Origin of the sequence: Nocardioides humi (genome assembly GCF_006494775.1) — a bacterium.
Classification (GTDB): Bacteria; Actinomycetota; Actinomycetes; order Propionibacteriales; family Nocardioidaceae; genus Nocardioides; species Nocardioides humi.
Map to the genome: position 1 here is coordinate 2,178,628 of NZ_CP041146.1, position 14,465 is coordinate 2,193,092.

General features: G+C 72.4%; 17 protein-coding genes, 3 tRNA genes and 1 pseudogene. 7 read left to right on the plus strand and 14 right to left on the minus strand.

Going from position 1 to position 14,465, the window contains the following annotated elements; all coding sequences use genetic code 11:
- Positions 1-99 precede the first annotated feature (99 nt).
- From rpmG to FIV44_RS10800, 7 genes and pseudogenes are all read right to left on the minus strand, one after another.
- A complete protein-coding gene (gene rpmG, locus FIV44_RS10770) occupies positions 100-270 on the minus strand; it encodes a 50S ribosomal protein L33 (RefSeq protein WP_028654832.1) in 171 nt (56 codons plus the stop codon).
- 41 nt (positions 271-311) lie between these two features.
- Positions 312-385, minus strand: a tRNA-Met gene (locus FIV44_RS10775).
- Between the two features lie 88 nt (positions 386-473).
- Positions 474-546, minus strand: a tRNA-Thr gene (locus tag FIV44_RS10780).
- 74 nt (positions 547-620) lie between these two features.
- Complete coding sequence (locus tag FIV44_RS10785) at positions 621-2,018, minus strand: amidase (RefSeq protein WP_141004438.1); 1,398 nt, start codon at positions 2,016-2,018, stop codon at positions 621-623.
- An 84-nt stretch (positions 2,019-2,102) separates the two neighbouring features.
- Positions 2,103-2,810: an LrgB family protein gene (locus FIV44_RS10790; protein WP_141004439.1), complete on the minus strand. Its 708-nt coding sequence runs from the start codon at positions 2,808-2,810 to the stop codon at positions 2,103-2,105.
- Positions 2,810-3,316, minus strand: a complete 507-nt coding sequence (locus FIV44_RS33545) for a CidA/LrgA family protein (RefSeq protein WP_342778906.1) — start codon at positions 3,314-3,316, stop codon at positions 2,810-2,812. Before FIV44_RS33545 ends, FIV44_RS10790 begins: the two co-directional genes overlap by 1 nt.
- A gap of 70 nt (positions 3,317-3,386) precedes the next feature.
- Positions 3,387-4,193 (minus strand): annotated as a pseudogene (locus tag FIV44_RS10800) (pirin family protein); the annotation flags it as partial.
- Positions 4,194-4,255: 62 nt separating this feature from the next.
- Here FIV44_RS10800 and FIV44_RS10805 point away from each other — a divergent pair.
- A complete protein-coding gene (locus tag FIV44_RS10805) occupies positions 4,256-5,374 on the plus strand; it encodes a glycosyltransferase (RefSeq protein WP_141004441.1) in 1,119 nt (372 codons plus the stop codon).
- On the opposite strand, the gene mptB is transcribed toward FIV44_RS10805, so the two are convergent.
- The gene (gene mptB, locus FIV44_RS10810) at positions 5,364-6,890 is read right to left on the minus strand and encodes a polyprenol phosphomannose-dependent alpha 1,6 mannosyltransferase MptB (RefSeq protein WP_141004442.1); all 1,527 of its coding nucleotides are present in this window, start codon (positions 6,888-6,890) and stop codon (positions 5,364-5,366) included. The two genes, FIV44_RS10805 and mptB, sit on opposite strands and share 11 nt — an antisense overlap.
- 151 nt (positions 6,891-7,041) lie before the next feature.
- Between mptB and FIV44_RS10815 the strand changes: the two genes are divergently transcribed.
- Both FIV44_RS10815 and FIV44_RS10820 read left to right on the plus strand, forming a co-directional pair.
- Entirely contained in the window at positions 7,042-7,650 is a 609-nt protein-coding gene (locus FIV44_RS10815) for an RDD family protein (RefSeq protein ID WP_141004443.1), read from the plus strand.
- 123 nt (positions 7,651-7,773) lie between these two features.
- A complete protein-coding gene (locus FIV44_RS10820) occupies positions 7,774-8,229 on the plus strand; it encodes a nitroreductase family deazaflavin-dependent oxidoreductase (protein ID WP_141004444.1) in 456 nt (151 codons plus the stop codon).
- A gap of 27 nt (positions 8,230-8,256) precedes the next feature.
- On the opposite strand, the gene FIV44_RS10825 is transcribed toward FIV44_RS10820, so the two are convergent.
- A tRNA-Tyr gene (locus FIV44_RS10825) sits at positions 8,257-8,338 on the minus strand.
- 117 nt (positions 8,339-8,455) lie between these two features.
- On the opposite strand from FIV44_RS10825, the gene FIV44_RS10830 reads away from it, so the two are divergent.
- Genes FIV44_RS10830 through FIV44_RS10845 form a run of 4 tightly spaced genes read left to right on the plus strand, consistent with a single transcriptional unit; the run spans position 8,456 to position 10,252 of the window.
- Positions 8,456-8,947: a YajQ family cyclic di-GMP-binding protein gene (locus FIV44_RS10830; protein WP_141004445.1), complete on the plus strand. Its 492-nt coding sequence runs from the start codon at positions 8,456-8,458 to the stop codon at positions 8,945-8,947.
- The gene (locus FIV44_RS10835) at positions 8,944-9,717 is read left to right on the plus strand and encodes a lytic transglycosylase domain-containing protein (protein ID WP_219996390.1); all 774 of its coding nucleotides are present in this window, start codon (positions 8,944-8,946) and stop codon (positions 9,715-9,717) included. The genes FIV44_RS10830 and FIV44_RS10835 overlap by 4 nt, the downstream gene beginning before the upstream one ends.
- 38 nt (positions 9,718-9,755) lie before the next feature.
- On the plus strand, positions 9,756-10,019 hold the full coding sequence (locus FIV44_RS10840) for an SRPBCC family protein (RefSeq protein WP_141004446.1): 264 nt from the start codon (positions 9,756-9,758) through the stop codon (positions 10,017-10,019).
- The gene (locus FIV44_RS10845) at positions 10,019-10,252 is read left to right on the plus strand and encodes an SRPBCC family protein (RefSeq protein WP_141004447.1); all 234 of its coding nucleotides are present in this window, start codon (positions 10,019-10,021) and stop codon (positions 10,250-10,252) included. The genes FIV44_RS10840 and FIV44_RS10845 overlap by 1 nt, the downstream gene beginning before the upstream one ends.
- Here FIV44_RS10845 and FIV44_RS10850 read toward each other — a convergent pair.
- The 5 genes from FIV44_RS10850 to FIV44_RS10870 are packed head-to-tail and all read right to left on the minus strand — an operon-like array spanning position 10,206 to position 14,404.
- Positions 10,206-10,658 (minus strand): hypothetical protein, encoded by a 453-nt coding sequence (locus tag FIV44_RS10850; RefSeq protein WP_141004448.1) that lies wholly within the window; start codon positions 10,656-10,658, stop codon positions 10,206-10,208. The two genes, FIV44_RS10845 and FIV44_RS10850, sit on opposite strands and share 47 nt — an antisense overlap.
- 9 nt (positions 10,659-10,667) lie before the next feature.
- Positions 10,668-11,666, minus strand: a complete 999-nt coding sequence (locus FIV44_RS10855; protein WP_141004449.1) for a sulfate/molybdate ABC transporter ATP-binding protein — start codon at positions 11,664-11,666, stop codon at positions 10,668-10,670.
- Positions 11,663-12,511, minus strand: a complete 849-nt coding sequence (locus tag FIV44_RS10860; protein WP_246086914.1) for a sulfate ABC transporter permease — start codon at positions 12,509-12,511, stop codon at positions 11,663-11,665. Before FIV44_RS10860 ends, FIV44_RS10855 begins: the two co-directional genes overlap by 4 nt.
- Positions 12,504-13,373: a sulfate ABC transporter permease subunit CysT gene (gene cysT, locus FIV44_RS10865; protein ID WP_141004450.1), complete on the minus strand. Its 870-nt coding sequence runs from the start codon at positions 13,371-13,373 to the stop codon at positions 12,504-12,506. The genes FIV44_RS10860 and cysT overlap by 8 nt, the downstream gene beginning before the upstream one ends.
- On the minus strand, positions 13,370-14,404 hold the full coding sequence (locus FIV44_RS10870) for an extracellular solute-binding protein (protein WP_141004451.1): 1,035 nt from the start codon (positions 14,402-14,404) through the stop codon (positions 13,370-13,372). The genes cysT and FIV44_RS10870 overlap by 4 nt, the downstream gene beginning before the upstream one ends.
- Positions 14,405-14,465 lie beyond the last annotated feature (61 nt).

Consider the following 14,465-nt stretch of genomic DNA (forward strand, 5'->3'; position numbering starts at 1 on the left):
GCGCACGCCACCAGCACCGAGCCGACGCAGCTCCGAAAGCACGCCAGCCCGCCGTCCCGAGTGGGACGGCGGGCCGACGAGGCGCTCAGCGCGCCAGGATCAACGCGTCTCGCGGTGCGCGGTGTGCTTGCGGCACCGCGGGCAGAACTTCGACAGCTCGATGCGGTCGGGGTCGTTGCGGCGGTTCTTCTTGGTGATGTAGTTGCGCTCCTTGCAGTCCACGCACGCGAGCGTGATCTTGGGGCGAACGTCGCTGCTCTTGCTGGCCACAGGAAGTCCTTCAGTTGCTGGTGGTGGTGCGGGGTACTCGGTAGCGGGAACGGGGATCGAACCCGTGACCTCACGATTATGAGTCGTGCGCTCTAACCGTCTGAGCTATCCCGCCACGTGAGGAGGGCGCCCTCCGCCCCGATCCGACTTCAACCGGGCCGCCCGTCGTCCCGGGCGGGTCGTGCGGCGGCGCCCCATCTCCGAGCCCCTTTACGGAATCGAACCGTAGACCTTCTCCTTACCATGGAGACGCTCTGCCGACTGAGCTAAAGGGGCAACGCCGCAGAACGATACACGCGGCGCGGGTACGGCGCGAAATCGCCGCCGTCTCCCCGTCGCCGGCCCGGGAATCAGCCCTGGATGCGAGGGAACGGGCGGGCCTGCTCGAGCTCGTAGGCGAGCTCGATGAGCAGCGCCTCCTGGCCCGGTGCCGCGCCGAGCATCATGCCCTGCGGCAGCCCCGAGGCGGTGGTGGCGAGGGGCAGCGAGACGGCCGGTGCGCCGGTGATGTTCTGCCACGGCGTGAACGCCACCCAGTCGAGCAGCCGGTCGATGATCGTGCCGTAGTCCTGCGTCGGGTCGAGGTGGCCGACCTTGGGTGTGGCCGTGGCGAGCGTCGGCGTCAGCGCGACGTCGTACCTCTCGTAGTAGGACGCGGCCTGGGCGTTGGCGCGCTTGAGGCGGGTGATCGCGCCGGGGACGCGGTGCAGGTTGCGGCGGGCGTGACGGGCCAGGCCGAGGGTCAGGTTGTCGTGGCGCGAGCGGTCCCAGGTGCGTCCGTGGAACGGGCGGCCGGTGGTGAGCATCACCTCGGCGAGCAGCGCCCAGTAGAGGAGGAAGTCGTCGACGAACGACGGCGCGACCGGGGCGTCGGTCTCGGTGACGGTGTGGCCGAGCTCCTCGAGCAGGCTCGCGGTCTGCTCGGTGAGCGCGCGGGTCTCGGCGTCGGCGGGGCGGCCGACGCCGCTGGTGTTGAGCGCGACCCGCAGCCGGCGCCGGATCGGGCGGGTCAGGTCGCCGATCGGGGGCAGATTCAGGTTGCGGTAGTGCCGCTCGGCCTCGCGGTAGAACGCGGCGGTGTCGCGCACCGAGCGGGTCACGACCCCGTCGGAGACGATCCGGATCGGCATGTCGCGGAACAGCTTGTCCTGGGCCAGCCGGCCGCGGGTGGGCTTGAGGCCGACCAGGCCGTTGACGGAGGCCGGGATCCGGATCGAGCCGCCGCCGTCGTTGGCGTGCGCGATGGGCACGGCGCCCGCGGCGACCAGGGCCGCCGAGCCGGAGCTGGAGGCGCCGGCGGTCCGCTCGGTGTCCCAGGGGTTGCGGACGGCGCCGAGGCGGGGGTGCTCGGCGGAGGCGCTGAAGCCGTACTCCGACAGCTGGCTCTTGCCGAGCGGGACCAGCCCGGTCGCGAGGTACATCTCGGCGAAGTCGCCGTTGCGCTTGGCCGGCCGCGGCTCCCAGGCGTCGGTGCCCGAGCGGGTCGGCATGCCGGCGACGTCGACGTTGTCCTTCACGAGGGTGGGTACGCCGGACAGGAAGCCCGGGCGCGGGGTGCCGGCCTCGGCGCGGGCCTGGTCGAAGGCGTCGTACGCGATCGCGTTGAGCTCGCCGTTGACGGCCTCGACCCGCGCGATCGCCGCGTCGACCGCCTCCTGGGCGGAGAGCTTTCCCGCGGCGAGGTGCTCGGCCAGGCCGACCGCGTCGAGGTCGCCGAGGGCATCGTCGGTGAAGGCGTGCACGCGCATGCCGGTCACGCTAGCGGGTCCGGCGGCTCCCCACGTCCGACCTGGGTCGGAACCTGGTGGGACGGTTCACCCACCTGCACGGAGTCAGAAGAGGACGAGCGCGAGCACCGGCACGAGCAGGCTGATCGCGAGCGCGGACAGGCCCATGCCGAGGCCGGCGAGGGCGCCCTCGGTCTCGTCCTCGCGGAGCATCCGGGAGGCGCCGATCCCGTGGGAGACCGCGCCGACCGCGAGGCCGCGGGCCCGCCGGTCGCGGATCCGCAGCAGGTTGAGGACGGCGGGCGCGGTGATCGCGCTGACGATGCCGGTCGCGATCGCGAAGACCGCCGCGAGCGGCGGGATCCCGCCGAGCGTCTCGGTGAGCGCGATCGCGACGGGCGTGGTGGCGGCCTTGGTGGACAGGGTCTTCTCCAGCGCCTCGTCGGCCCCGAGCATCCGCGCGAGCAGGACGGCGGACACGATCGAGGTCGCGGCGCCGGCGACGGTCGCGACGAGCAGCGGCACCACGAAGCCCTCGAGCCGGTCGGCCTGGCGGTGCAGCGGGATCGCCAGCGCGACAGTCGCCGGGCCGAGCCAGAACGCGATCAGCTCGGTGGCGCTGCGGTAGTCGGCGTAGTCGACGCCGAGCACGGAGATCGCCGTCCCTGCGACGGCGATCGCGACCAGGACCGGCTGCGCGAGCGCGTGCCCGCCGGTGCGGGCCTGGAGCCAGCGTCCGGCCTGGTAGCCGGCGAGGGTGACGAGCAGCAGCACCAGCGGGGAGCGGGCGAGGTCGAGGAGGTCCTCCCCCATCACCCCTCCCCGGCCCGGCCGAGGTCGTCGCGCGGCTTGCCGAGCAGCCGCTCCAGGCCCACCGCGGTCCAGCCGACCACCGCGAGACCGGCCAGCCACGAGCCCAGCAGGGCCACCACGATCGGCAGCGCGTGGTCGCCGAGCACGCCGAGGTACGCCACGATCCCGACGCCCGCCGGGACGAAGAACAGCTGCAGGTGCCGCAGCAGCGCGGAGCCGGCGCGCACGATGGAGCCGTCGTCGCCGTACCGCCGGACCCGCAGGAACACGAACAGCAGCAGCATCCCCGCGACCGGCCCGGGCACGGTCACGTCGAGGACGCGGACGATCACCTCCCCGACCACCTGGAACGCGAGCAGCCAGGTGAGCCCGGTGATCACCGGCGCTCGCGCAGGCGCGCGTTGGGGAGGCCGGGGCGGGGATCGGCCGCAGCGGCTGGTCGGGTACGACGCCGAACCGCCCCGGCGCGACCTGTCGGCTGTCGGGCACGATCTCCCCGTCGGCACCGGTGATCTGCTCCTGCCAGGCCGCCCGGTAGGCGACGACCTCGTCGTGGGTGCGGCCCACGAAGTTCCACCACATCACGATCGCCTCGCCGAACGGAGGCCCGCCGAGCACCAGCACCCGGGCGCCCTCGTCCCCCGCCTCGAGCTCCAGCTCCGCGGCGCCCGGCGGGACGTAGGCGAGGTCGGCGGCCTTCGCGTCCACCCCGCCGACGGCCACCCCGCCGACGTCGACCAGCACGCCGTGCTCGAACGCCGGGTCGACGGGCGTGCGCAGCGTCGTGCCCGGGTCGAGGACGACCTCCGCGCCCAGCAGCGGCGTGTACGTCCTGACGGGCGAGCTGTCGCCGAGCAGGGAGCCGAGGAACACGTGCGCGCGCCAGCCGTCGCCGGAGATCTCGGCGGGCGCGTAGTGCTCGAAGCCCGGCTCGGTGTCGCGGTCGGCGTCCGGCAGCGCGACCCACAGCTGGGCGCCGTGCAGCACCGTGGTCTCCGGGGTCGACACCTCGGAGTGGCTGATGCCGCGGCCGGCGGTCATCAGGTTGACCTCCTGCGGCCGCACCATCGCGACATTGCCGGCGCTGTCGCGGTGCTCGATCTCGCCGGTGAACAGCCAGCTCACGGTCTGCAGGCCGGTGTGCGGGTGCGGTGCGACCTCCATGCCGCCGCTCTCGGCCACCCGGTCCGGGCCGTAGTGGTCGAGGAAGCACCACGCGCCGATCAGCGAGCGGTGCCGCTGCGGCAGCGTACGTCGTACCTGCATCGCCCGCGGCCCGCCCAGCGGCACCTCGCGCGGCGTCATCAGCTCGACGCCGGCCGCCGGCCGGCCCTCGCAGACCACCTCGTCCGGTTCCCGCTCCGGGTTGCTCATGCCCCCCATCCTTTCGCGCCCGTCAACCGGGCCGTGGGCAAGGGTTCACCCGATACCGCGATGGTGTGCCCGTGCGGATCGCCCAGCTGGCCAACTTCGTCGGCGCGACCTCGGGAGGCATGCGGACTGCGATCGAGCAGCTCGGCCGGGGGTACGTCGCCGCGGGCGCCGAGCGCCTCCTCGTCATCCCCGGGCCGGTCGACGCGGTCCGGACGACCTCGCTCGGGGACGTGGTCCAGGTGCGGGCTCCCCGGGTGGGCGGCGGGTACCGGCTGATCGTCGAGCCGTGGCGGGTGACCGAGGTGCTGGAGCGCTTCGCCCCGACCAGCGTGGAGTGGAGCGACAAGCTCACCCTGCTGCCCGTCGCGTGGTGGGCGCGCCGCAACGGCGTGCGGTCGGTGCTGCTCTCCCACGAGCGGATGGGCGACATGTTCGCGATGCGCACCGGCCTCGAGACCACCTCGAAGGTCTCGATCGGGCTGCTCAACCGGCTGATCGTGCGCAGCTTCGACGTGGTGGTCGTGACGTCGGCGTACGCCGAGGGCGAGTTCCGCGCCGTCGCGGACGCCGCCGGCTGCCCGGTCGAGCGGGTGCCGCTGGGGGTGGACCTGGCCACCTTCCGTCCCGCCGCCGGTCGGGCCGCCGCCGGTGACGGGGTGCTGCGGCTGGTCCACGCCGGCCGGCTCTCCCGCGAGAAGTCCCCGCACCTCGCCGTCGCCACCGCCGTCGAGCTGCACCGCCGCGGCGTGCCGCTGTGCCTGGACGTGTACGGCGGGGGCCCGCACCGCGACGAGCTCGAGGAGCTCGCGGGCGACGCGCCCGTCCGCTTCCACGGGCACGTCGACGGTCGCTCCGCGCTCCGCGACCGGCTCGCCGCCGCCGACGTCTCCCTGTCCGTCTGCCCCGGCGAGACCTTCGGCCTGGCCGTGCTCGAGGCCCTCGCCTGCGGCACTCCGGTGGTCACCGCCGACCGCGGCGGCGCGCGGGAGCTCGTCGACGCCGCGTGCGGCGCCTGGGGCGCGCCGGAGCCGGCCGCGCTGGCCGACGCCGTGCTCCGGCTGCTCGCGACGCCGGAGTCGCGTCGTCGTACCGCTGCCCGGAGGCGGGCCGAGCAGTTCGGCTGGGACCGCACAGTGGCGCGGATGCTGGCGCTGCACGCCGGCGACCGGGTCGGCGCCCTCAGCGCCTGACCGCGACCTCCGCGCCGGCGTCCTCGGAGGGCGGGGCGAGCGGCGCGACGATCCGGGCCAGCCGCTCCCGCGCGGGCCGGGTGAGCAGCAGGACCGGCATCAGCAGGGCGACGGTCATGCAGCCGATCACGATGGCGTAGTAGGCGCCGTGCAGCGAGGAGTCCAGCGGCGCGACCAGGCCGAGCAGCACGGACACGGCCACGAGGGCGCCGGTGGCGTGGCGCGGGAGGCGCTGGACGGCGAGGAAGGGCGGCAGGAGCAGGAAGTACCACAGGTGCACGACCGGCGAGAGCAGCACGAACGCCGCTCCGACGGCCGCGACGGCCGCGATCGCCGTACGACGGGAGCCGGTGCGCCAGCCGAGGGCGACCCACACCCCGATCCCGGCCGCGGCGAGGAGGCCGAGGGCGCGGACCAGGTCGCGGAAGAGGGCCGGGTCGGTGCCGAGCCCGAGGTGCAGGGCTAGCCAGTCGACCACGCCGCCGACGAGGGTCGTCGCCGAGAGGGGCGTGTTGACCTCGCCCGGGACGGTGAGGGCGCGCAGCCAGCCGTTCCCGAGGCCGGTGACGACGCCGAGGCCGAGCAGGGTGCCGACCGACACCGCGCCGACCGCGCCGAGCCGCCGCAGCCGGGCGCCCAGGGCGGCGCCCACGGGCAGCGAGACCAGCACGATCCCGACCGCCACCAGCCCGCCGGGGACCTTGACGCCCGCGGCGACCCCGGCGAGCACCGCGCCCCACACCCACCCGCGCTCGACGGCGACGACGAGGGCCGCGGCCATCAGGCCGACCATCAGCAGGTCGTTGTGCAGGCCGGCGACGCCGTTGGCCATCATCAGCGGCGACACCACCACGAGCGCGGTCGCGACCGCCGGGTTGGCGCCGCCCCACGCCGCGAGGCGCGGTACCGCCCAGGCCAGCAGCACCAGGCCGACCAGCGCGAGGCCGCGGTGGGCGATGACCAGGATCCAGGGGTTGCCGGTGACACCGGCGGCGATCGCGCCGAGGAACACCGGCACCGGCCCGTACGGCGTCGCGGTGTCCCACCACAGCGGGTCCACGGCCTGCACGATCGGCGGCCCGGTGAGCCAGCCGGGCAGCGGGCTGAAGGTGTCGGGCGCGAGCGCCCCCGGGCCCCAGACGTACGGCGAGAGCCCGACCTCGGCGAGCTTGCCCTGGGCGGCGTACGACCAGCCGTCGCGGGAGAACAGCGGCGGCGCCAGCACCAGCGGCGCCGCCCACACGACGGCCGCGAACCGCACCAGCGCCACGCCCTCGACCGGGTCCGCGGTCTCCCGGTCGCCGACCGCGACGGTGCGGCACAGCCGCAGCCACGCGTTGGCCAGCAGCCCGAGGCCCACGAGGACCACCACGAGGCCGCTCATCCGGCCGATCTCGTGCGCCCGCAGCGCGCCCAGCGCGTCGAGCCTCAGGACCGGCGTGGAGGCCGGCAGCGTGGCCGTGACGAGTCCCCCGAGCAGCACGAGCAGGCTGCCGAGCGTTCCGCGAGCGATCACGGTCGGAAGGTAGGGCGGGCGGGCATCAGCGGGTTGAACGCGCGGGCAACGGGGCAAGAACGCTCGCAACGCCTGCTCGGAGGCGCGTTTCCGCACTACTGTGCTGCCAACCCCGAACGCCTCCGGGCGTCATCGACTTCGAGGAGAAGCCATGTCGTACAACCAGCCGCCTCCCCCGCCTCCGGGTGGTCCGGGGGCTCCGCCGCCCCCGCCCGGTGGGTACGGCGGCCCGCCGCCGCAGCCCGGCCCCGGCGGGGTCCCCACGGGTGTCCCCCGCCCGGGTGAGCTGCTCAACCGGTTCCTGGCGCGGCTGATCGACCACGTGCTCCTCGGAGTGGTCTACGGCATCCTCTACGTCGTCTTCAGCGCGGTCTTCCTGACCGGGTTCGTGCACTCCTTCGGCGAGTACTTCCTGTTCTACACGGTCACCGCGATCCTCCAGGCCGCGATCTACATCGGGTACTTCGCCTTCATGGAGTCCAACTCGGGCCAGACCGTCGGCAAGATGGTGATGAAGCTGCGGACCTACGGTCCCGACGGCGTCAGCAAGCCGACCATGGAGCAGGCGCTCAAGCGCAACGCCTACTCCGCGCTCGGCATCCTCAGCATCATCCCGTTCGTCGGGTGGTTCTTCCTCGGCTGGGCGGTTCCCCTGGCGGCGGTGATCTACATCGCGATCACCCTCAACAGCGACCAGCCCAACCACCAGGGCTGGCACGACAAGTTCGCGGGCGGCACCCGCGTCATGCAGGTCGGCTGACCTGTCGTCGTACGACGGGGCGTCCTCCATCGCGAAGGGCGCCCCGTCGCCTGTTCGGCGGCACTAGGGTGCCGCCATGGGACTGCTCACCCCCTCGCGATCAGGATCGGCTCGCAGCCGTGGATGCCGAAGCTGCTGCCCCAGGTCACCTGGACCGACACGACCCTCCAACGGCTGACCGGCGGGCGCCTGAGCATCCTGGACGTCGCCGGGCTGCCGAACCTGATGCTGACCGTGAGGGGCCGCAAGTCCGGCATCCCGCGCTCGACGCCGCTGCTCTGCGTGCCGTGGCAGGGCGGCTGGCTGATCGCCGGCTCCCACTTCGGCGGCCCGAAGGCGCCGGTGTGGACGATCAACCTGCGGGCGGCGGAGACCGTCGAGGTCGACTACAACCGCCGGCGCCACACCTGCACCTGGCGCGAGCTGACCGGGGACGAGAAGGACCGGGCGTGGGCGCACATGGTGACGATCTGGCCCAACTACGACAAGTACACGGAGTGGACCGACCGGGTCATCCCGGTGTTCCTGCTGACCCTCGGTAGCGCGCAGCCACGTGCACGACAGGGGCCCGGTCCGTGACGGACCGGGCCCCTGTTCGTACCGCCGTGGCAGGTGCTGGATTCGAACCAGCGTAGGCATTGCCGGCTGATTTACAGTCAGCTCCCTTTGGCCGCTCGGGCAACCTGCCGGGCTGTCGTCCTCGCCTCTCCGACCCCGGGAACAGACCCTGAGTTGGCGCGTCGGCGACGACGCGAAACAATAGCGCAGCAGACCCGCCGGACCGAAAACAGCGCAGGTGACACCCATGGCCGACTCCTCCTTCGACATCGTCAGCAAGATCGACCGCCAGGAGGTCGACAACGCCCTCGGACAGACGGCGCGCGAGATCGCGACCCGGTTCGACTTCAAGGGCACGGGCGCGACCATCGAGTGGAAGGGCGAGCACGCGATCGAGATCAGCGCGTCCGCCGACGAGCGGGCCAACGCCGTGCTCAGCGTCTTCCAGGACAAGCTGATCAAGCGCAGCCAGTCGCTGAAGATCCTCGACGCCTCCGAGCCCCGCCAGTCCGGGCAGCAGTCGAAGATCGGCATCACCCTCAAGGAGGGCATCACCTCCGAGGACGCCAAGAAGATCTCCAAGCTGATCCGCGACGAGGGCCCCAAGGGCGTCAAGGCGCAGATCCAGGGCGACGAGCTGCGGGTCTCGTCCAAGAAGCGCGACGACCTGCAGGCCGTGATCGCCCTGGTCAAGGCGCAGGACTACGACTTCGCGGTGCAGTTCACCAACTACCGGTGAGGCCCGACCGCTACCTCGCCGGGGCCGTCGCCCTCGCGACCGTCATGGTGGCGCTGGTGATCGGCGTCGGCGTGGCCTTCGCGTACGGCGGGGCCGACCGTCGTACGCCGCTCACCGAGGTCACCGGCATCGCGCCGGCGGGCCCGGTGGTCACCGATGCGGCGCCGGCCGCTCCGGCCCCGACCGCGCAGCCGGCGACCGCGCCCGATCCGTACCGCCCCGACGACGCGTGGCTGGCGCGGGTGGCGGGCGCGACCGGGATCCCGGTGCGGGCGCTCACGGCGTACGCGCGGGCGCACCTGCGGGCGGCCGCCGAGCAGCCCGGCTGCCGGGTCGCGTGGAACAGCCTCGCCGCGATCGGCGGCATCGAGTCCACCCACGGCAGCGTGCACGGCTCGGTCCTCGGCGAGGACGGCGTGGCCCGGCCGACGATCCTCGGGCCGGTCCTCGACGGAGGCGACTTCGGGGCCGTCCCCGACACCGACGACGGCGCCCTCGACGGCGACATCACCTGGGACCGCGCGATCGGTCCGCTGCAGTTCATCCCCTCGACCTGGGAGCGCTGGGGCGCCGACGGGAACGACGACGGCGTCGCCGACCCCAACCAGATCGACGACGCGGCGCTGGCTGCCGCGCGCTACCTCTGCCACGCCGGCGACCTCACCAGCCCCGACACCTGGCGCCGGGCGGTGTTCAGCTTCAACCACTCCGACGCCTACGTCGCCGACATCGCGAACCTCGCCAACGTCTACGCCGCCCGCGCCGGCTGAAGCCGTGAGGAGGCCCGCGAGGGGGCCATGATGGGCCCATGGCCGGCCCCGTGCACCCCTCCGCGCAGATCGACATCGACGCCCCGCTCGCCGTCGTGTGGGACGTCATGCTCGACACCGAGCGGTACGCCGAGTGGAACCCCTTCGTCGAGCGCGCCGAGACCGCGCAGCCACCGGCAGTCGGCAACCCGATCGTGCTCCACGTCGTCTGGGCGAGCGGCGGCCGCACCCGCTCCCCGAGCGCATCACCGCGCTGGAGGGCCCCGTCACCGACCCCGCCACCGGTACGACGACCGCGCTGATGTCGTACGTCTACGAGGGCCTGCCGGCGCGGCTCGGGCTGGTGCGGGGCGTGCGCCACCAGCGCCTCACCCAGGAGCCGGGCGGCCCCACGACGTACACGACCGTCGAGGAGTTCCACGGCCCGCTGGTCCGCCTCGCCGGGCCCGGTCGCGTGGCCGACGGCTTCCGCCGCCACGCCGAGGGCCTCAAGCGGCGGGCGGAGGCGGTGGCGTCTTCGCGCCCGGGGGAATGAGCTCGTCGGAGTTCCTCGCCGCCCACAGCGCGAACCCGAAGACGGCCGCGCCGCACACGATGTCGGCGAGCACGTGCGCCTGGCGCCACCAGACCATGTCGGTCGCACCCGGCACCAGGTAGTGCCCGATCCCGATCAGACCCGACACCGAGTAGCCCGTCAGCGCGATCGCGGCGGTGGTGATGTGCCGGCGGAACCACAGCAGCAGCCCCACCGCCCCGAACGCCGTGAACACGAACCAGCCGACGGCGACGAGGGTCGCGGACGGCGCGGGCACGGCGGCGTCGGGACCGGGCACCGGGTAGTCGTCGTAGTTGACGTAGTTGTCGACGTAGTGGACGACCGACACCAGTACCGCGATCCCGAGCAGCCAGCACAGAACCCGTGTCGCCCGCAGATAGCTCACACCGCCACCCTAGGCGGAGGCCACCTCCGGGCGCGGAACCGCGAGCACCGGGACGGTGGTGGCGCCCGTGGTGGGGCTCAGCCAGACCCGGCTGCCGAGCTCGAGGTCGAGCGCGCGGGCGTGCGTGCGGGAGAGCACGACGAGCACCGGGTCGGCCTGTCCCTCGACGTCGACGGTGAGCCGCACCTCGAAGCCGACCCGCAGCGCCCGGGTGACCACCCCGGCGCTCGAGCCGGGGACGCCGGGCTCGACCGCGACCTCGATGTCGTGGGGGCGCAGCCGCAGCGAGCCGAGCTGGGTCACCTCGCCGAGGAAGCCCATCACGAAGTCGTTGGCGGGCTCGTCGTACAGCTGGTCGGGCGTGCCGATCTGCTCGATCCGGCCGTCGTTGATGACCACGATCTCGTCGGCGACCTCCATCGCCTCCTCCTGGTCGTGGGTCACGAAGACCGTCGTCACGTGCACCTCGTCGTGCAGGCGGCGCAGCCAGTCGCGCAGCTCCTTGCGGACCTTCGCGTCGAGCGCGCCGAACGGCTCGTCGAGCAGCAGCACGGTCGGCTCCACGGCGAGGGCGCGGGCGAGCGCGAGCCGCTGCCGCTGGCCGCCGGAGAGCTGCGCGGGCAGCCGGTGCGCGAACTGCGAGAGATGCACGAGCTCGAGGAGCTCGGCGACCTTCGCCTTCACCTCGGCCTTGGGCCGCTTGCGGATCTCCAGGCCGAAGGCGACGTTCTTCGCGACGGTCATGTGCTTGAACACGGCGTAGTGCTGGAACACGAAGCCGACGTTGCGCTTCTGCGGCGGCAGCCTCGTGGCGTTCACGCCCTCGATCTCGACCGTGCCGCTGTCGGCCGTCTCCAGGCCGGCGATGATCCGCAGCAGGGTGGACTTGCCGCCGCCGCTGGGCCCGAGCAGGGCGGTCAGCTGGCCGGTCGGCAGGGACACGTTGATGTCGTCGAGTGCGACGAAGTCGCCGTAGCGCTTGTCGACACCCCGTACTTCGATGCTCATGCGTGATCCTCCTTGCGGATCAGGGACACCACGACGAGGGCGAGCACGGAGGCCAGCACGAGCACGAAGGCGGCGGCGTACGCCGTGGGCTCCTCGTAGTTGGTGTAGCGGTTCTGGATGAGGAGGGTGGCGGTCTCGCCGCGGAACTCGGCGCCCGGGCTGACGATCTTGACGGCGCCGAACTCGCCGAGCGAGCGGGCCATGCTCAGCACGACGCCGTACACGACCGCCCACTTGATGCTGGGCAGCGTGATCCGCCGGAAGGTCTGCCAGCCGTTGGCCCCGAGGCTGTGGGCGGCCATCTCGGCGTCGATGCCGACCTCCTCGAGCACGGGCACGATCTCGCGGATCACCAGCGGGAGGCTGACGAAGGCGGTGGCCATGATCAAGCCGGGCGTGGTGCCGATGACGTAGAAGCCGACCGACTCCAGCGCCTCGCCGAACCAGCCCTTGCCGGTGCTGTAGGCCAGCACCAGCGCCAGGCCGACGACGACCGGGGACACCGACATCGGCAGGTCGACGAGGACCGAGAGGATGCGCCGCCCCGGGAACTGGTAGCGGACCAGGAGCAGCGAGATCCCCACGCCGAAGAGGGTGTTGATCAGCACCGCCCAGAACGCCACCGTGACGGTCAGGTTGAAGGCGTAGGTCACCGACGGGTCGCTGAGCCGCTCCCAGAAGGCGCCGAAGCCGCCCTCGTCGCCGACGCCCGCCGGGGCGAAGGTCTGCTTGGCGACCTCGAAGAGCGGCCAGATCACCAGCACCGCGAGGTAGGCGATCACGAACGTCCGCAGGACGTAGGTCACCGGCCCCTTGCGGGCCCGGATCTGTCGGGTGTCAGCCACGGCGAGCCACCCTTCGGGAGATCAGGTCGAGGATCACGATCGTCACGATGGCGACGATCAGCAGGAGTACGGCGACCGCCGCCGCCCCGGCCTGGTTGTCCCCCTCGAGGAACTTGAGGATCTTCAGCGACGCCACCTCGGTCTGGTAAGGCGTGTTGCCCGAGATGAGCACCAGCGAGCCGAACTCGCTGATCGCCCGGGCGAAGCCCAGGGACGAGCCCGCCGCGATCGCCGGCACCAGACTCGGGAGGATGACCCGGCGGAACGTCGTGAACCGGGAGGCTCCCAGGGAGGCCGCGGCCTCCTCGACGTCGGCGTCGAGCTCGATCAGGACCGGCTGGACCGTGCGGACGACGAAGGGCAGCGTGACGAAGAGCAGGGCCAGGAAGATGCCCTGCCGGGTGTTCACGATGTTGATCCCCACCGGGCTCTGCGGGCCCCAGAGGCTGAGCAGCACCAGGCCCGCGACGATGGTCGGCAGCGCGAATGGGATGTCGATGACGACGTCGAGGACGCGCTTGCCCGGGAACTGGTCGCGGACCAGCACCCACGCGACGATGGTGCCGATCACGGCGTTCACGACGGTGACCAGCAGCGCCTCGACGACGGTGAGCCGCAGCGCCGCGAAGGTCTGTGCGTCGGTGAGCGTGTCCCAGAACCGTCCGAAGCCGCCCTCGGCCGCTGCGCCAACGACCGCGGCGAGCGGGAGCAGCACCAGGATGCTGAACCAGACCAGCGCCACCCCGAGCCCGAGGCGCGAGGTGGGGGTGAGACGGAACAGCCCGGCACCGCCCTTGGCAGTGCCCGAGGGCCGGCCCCGTGTCGGAGCCGGCCCCAGGGGTGTGACGAGGGTGTCCGTCACTGCTTCGTTGCTTCGGCGTACAGGTTGTCGAAGCGGAGCTTCTCGCCGTCCTTGCCGAACCACTCGGCGTTGATGGCGTCCCAGCCACCCAGGTCGGCGACCGTGCTCAGCGACGGCGGCACCGGGAACGGGTTGCTCGGGTCGTTGGCGCCCTCGACCTGGACTCCGGAGATGTCGACGTCGCCGACCGGGCGGAAGCCCTTGGAGGCGAACGCCTTCTGACCATCATCACTGAGGATGAAGTCCAGCCAGTCCGCGGCAGCCGGGACGGCATCCTTGAGGACGGCGCCCGGATTCTCGATCTTGAACGTGTGCTCGGGGAGGACGTAGTCGAGCTCCTCGCCGTTCTGCTTGGCCAGGATGGCCTCGTTCTCGTAGGTGATGAGAACGTTGCCCACGCCCTTCTTGAACGCCTCGGTCGCCTCGCGACCGCTCGCCGCCCACGTGGTGACGTTCCCGAAGACGTCCTTCAGGTAGGCGTCCGCCTCGTCCTCGCTCATGCCCTGCTCCTGGGCGTAGGTGTAGAGCGCGAGGATGTTCCACTTCGCGGCGCCGGAGCTGGCCGGGTCCGCGGTGATGACGTTGACGTCATCACGGGTCAGATCGCTCCAGTCCTTGATGCCGAGCGGGTTGCCCTTCTGCACGGCGATCACGGCAACAGAACTGGAGACGATGCCCCCGTTCGGTCCGGCCTGCCAGTCCTCGGCCACCAGACCCGCGTCGACGAGGCGGGTCATGTCGGGCTCGACGGAGAAGACGACGTAGTCGACGTCCTTGCCCTTGGTGTCCACGACCTTGCGGCTCTGGTCGCCCGAGGCGCCGTACGCACCGGAGAACTTCACGTCCTTGCCCGCGTCGGTCTTGTTGAACTCCACCGCGGCCGCCTTGTTGCCGGCCTCGGGGACGGCGAACCCGACGATGTTGATCGTGGTCGTGCCGCTGTCATCGCTGCCGCCGCCGGCGCTCGCGCATGCGCTCAGCGCCAGTGCGCCGGTCATCGCCAGGGCCGCAGCCTTGATCACTCGCTTCATTGCACCCATTCCTTGCTGTGTCGGCCGGTCTCTCGGGGACCAGTCATTCAAACTAGATCGG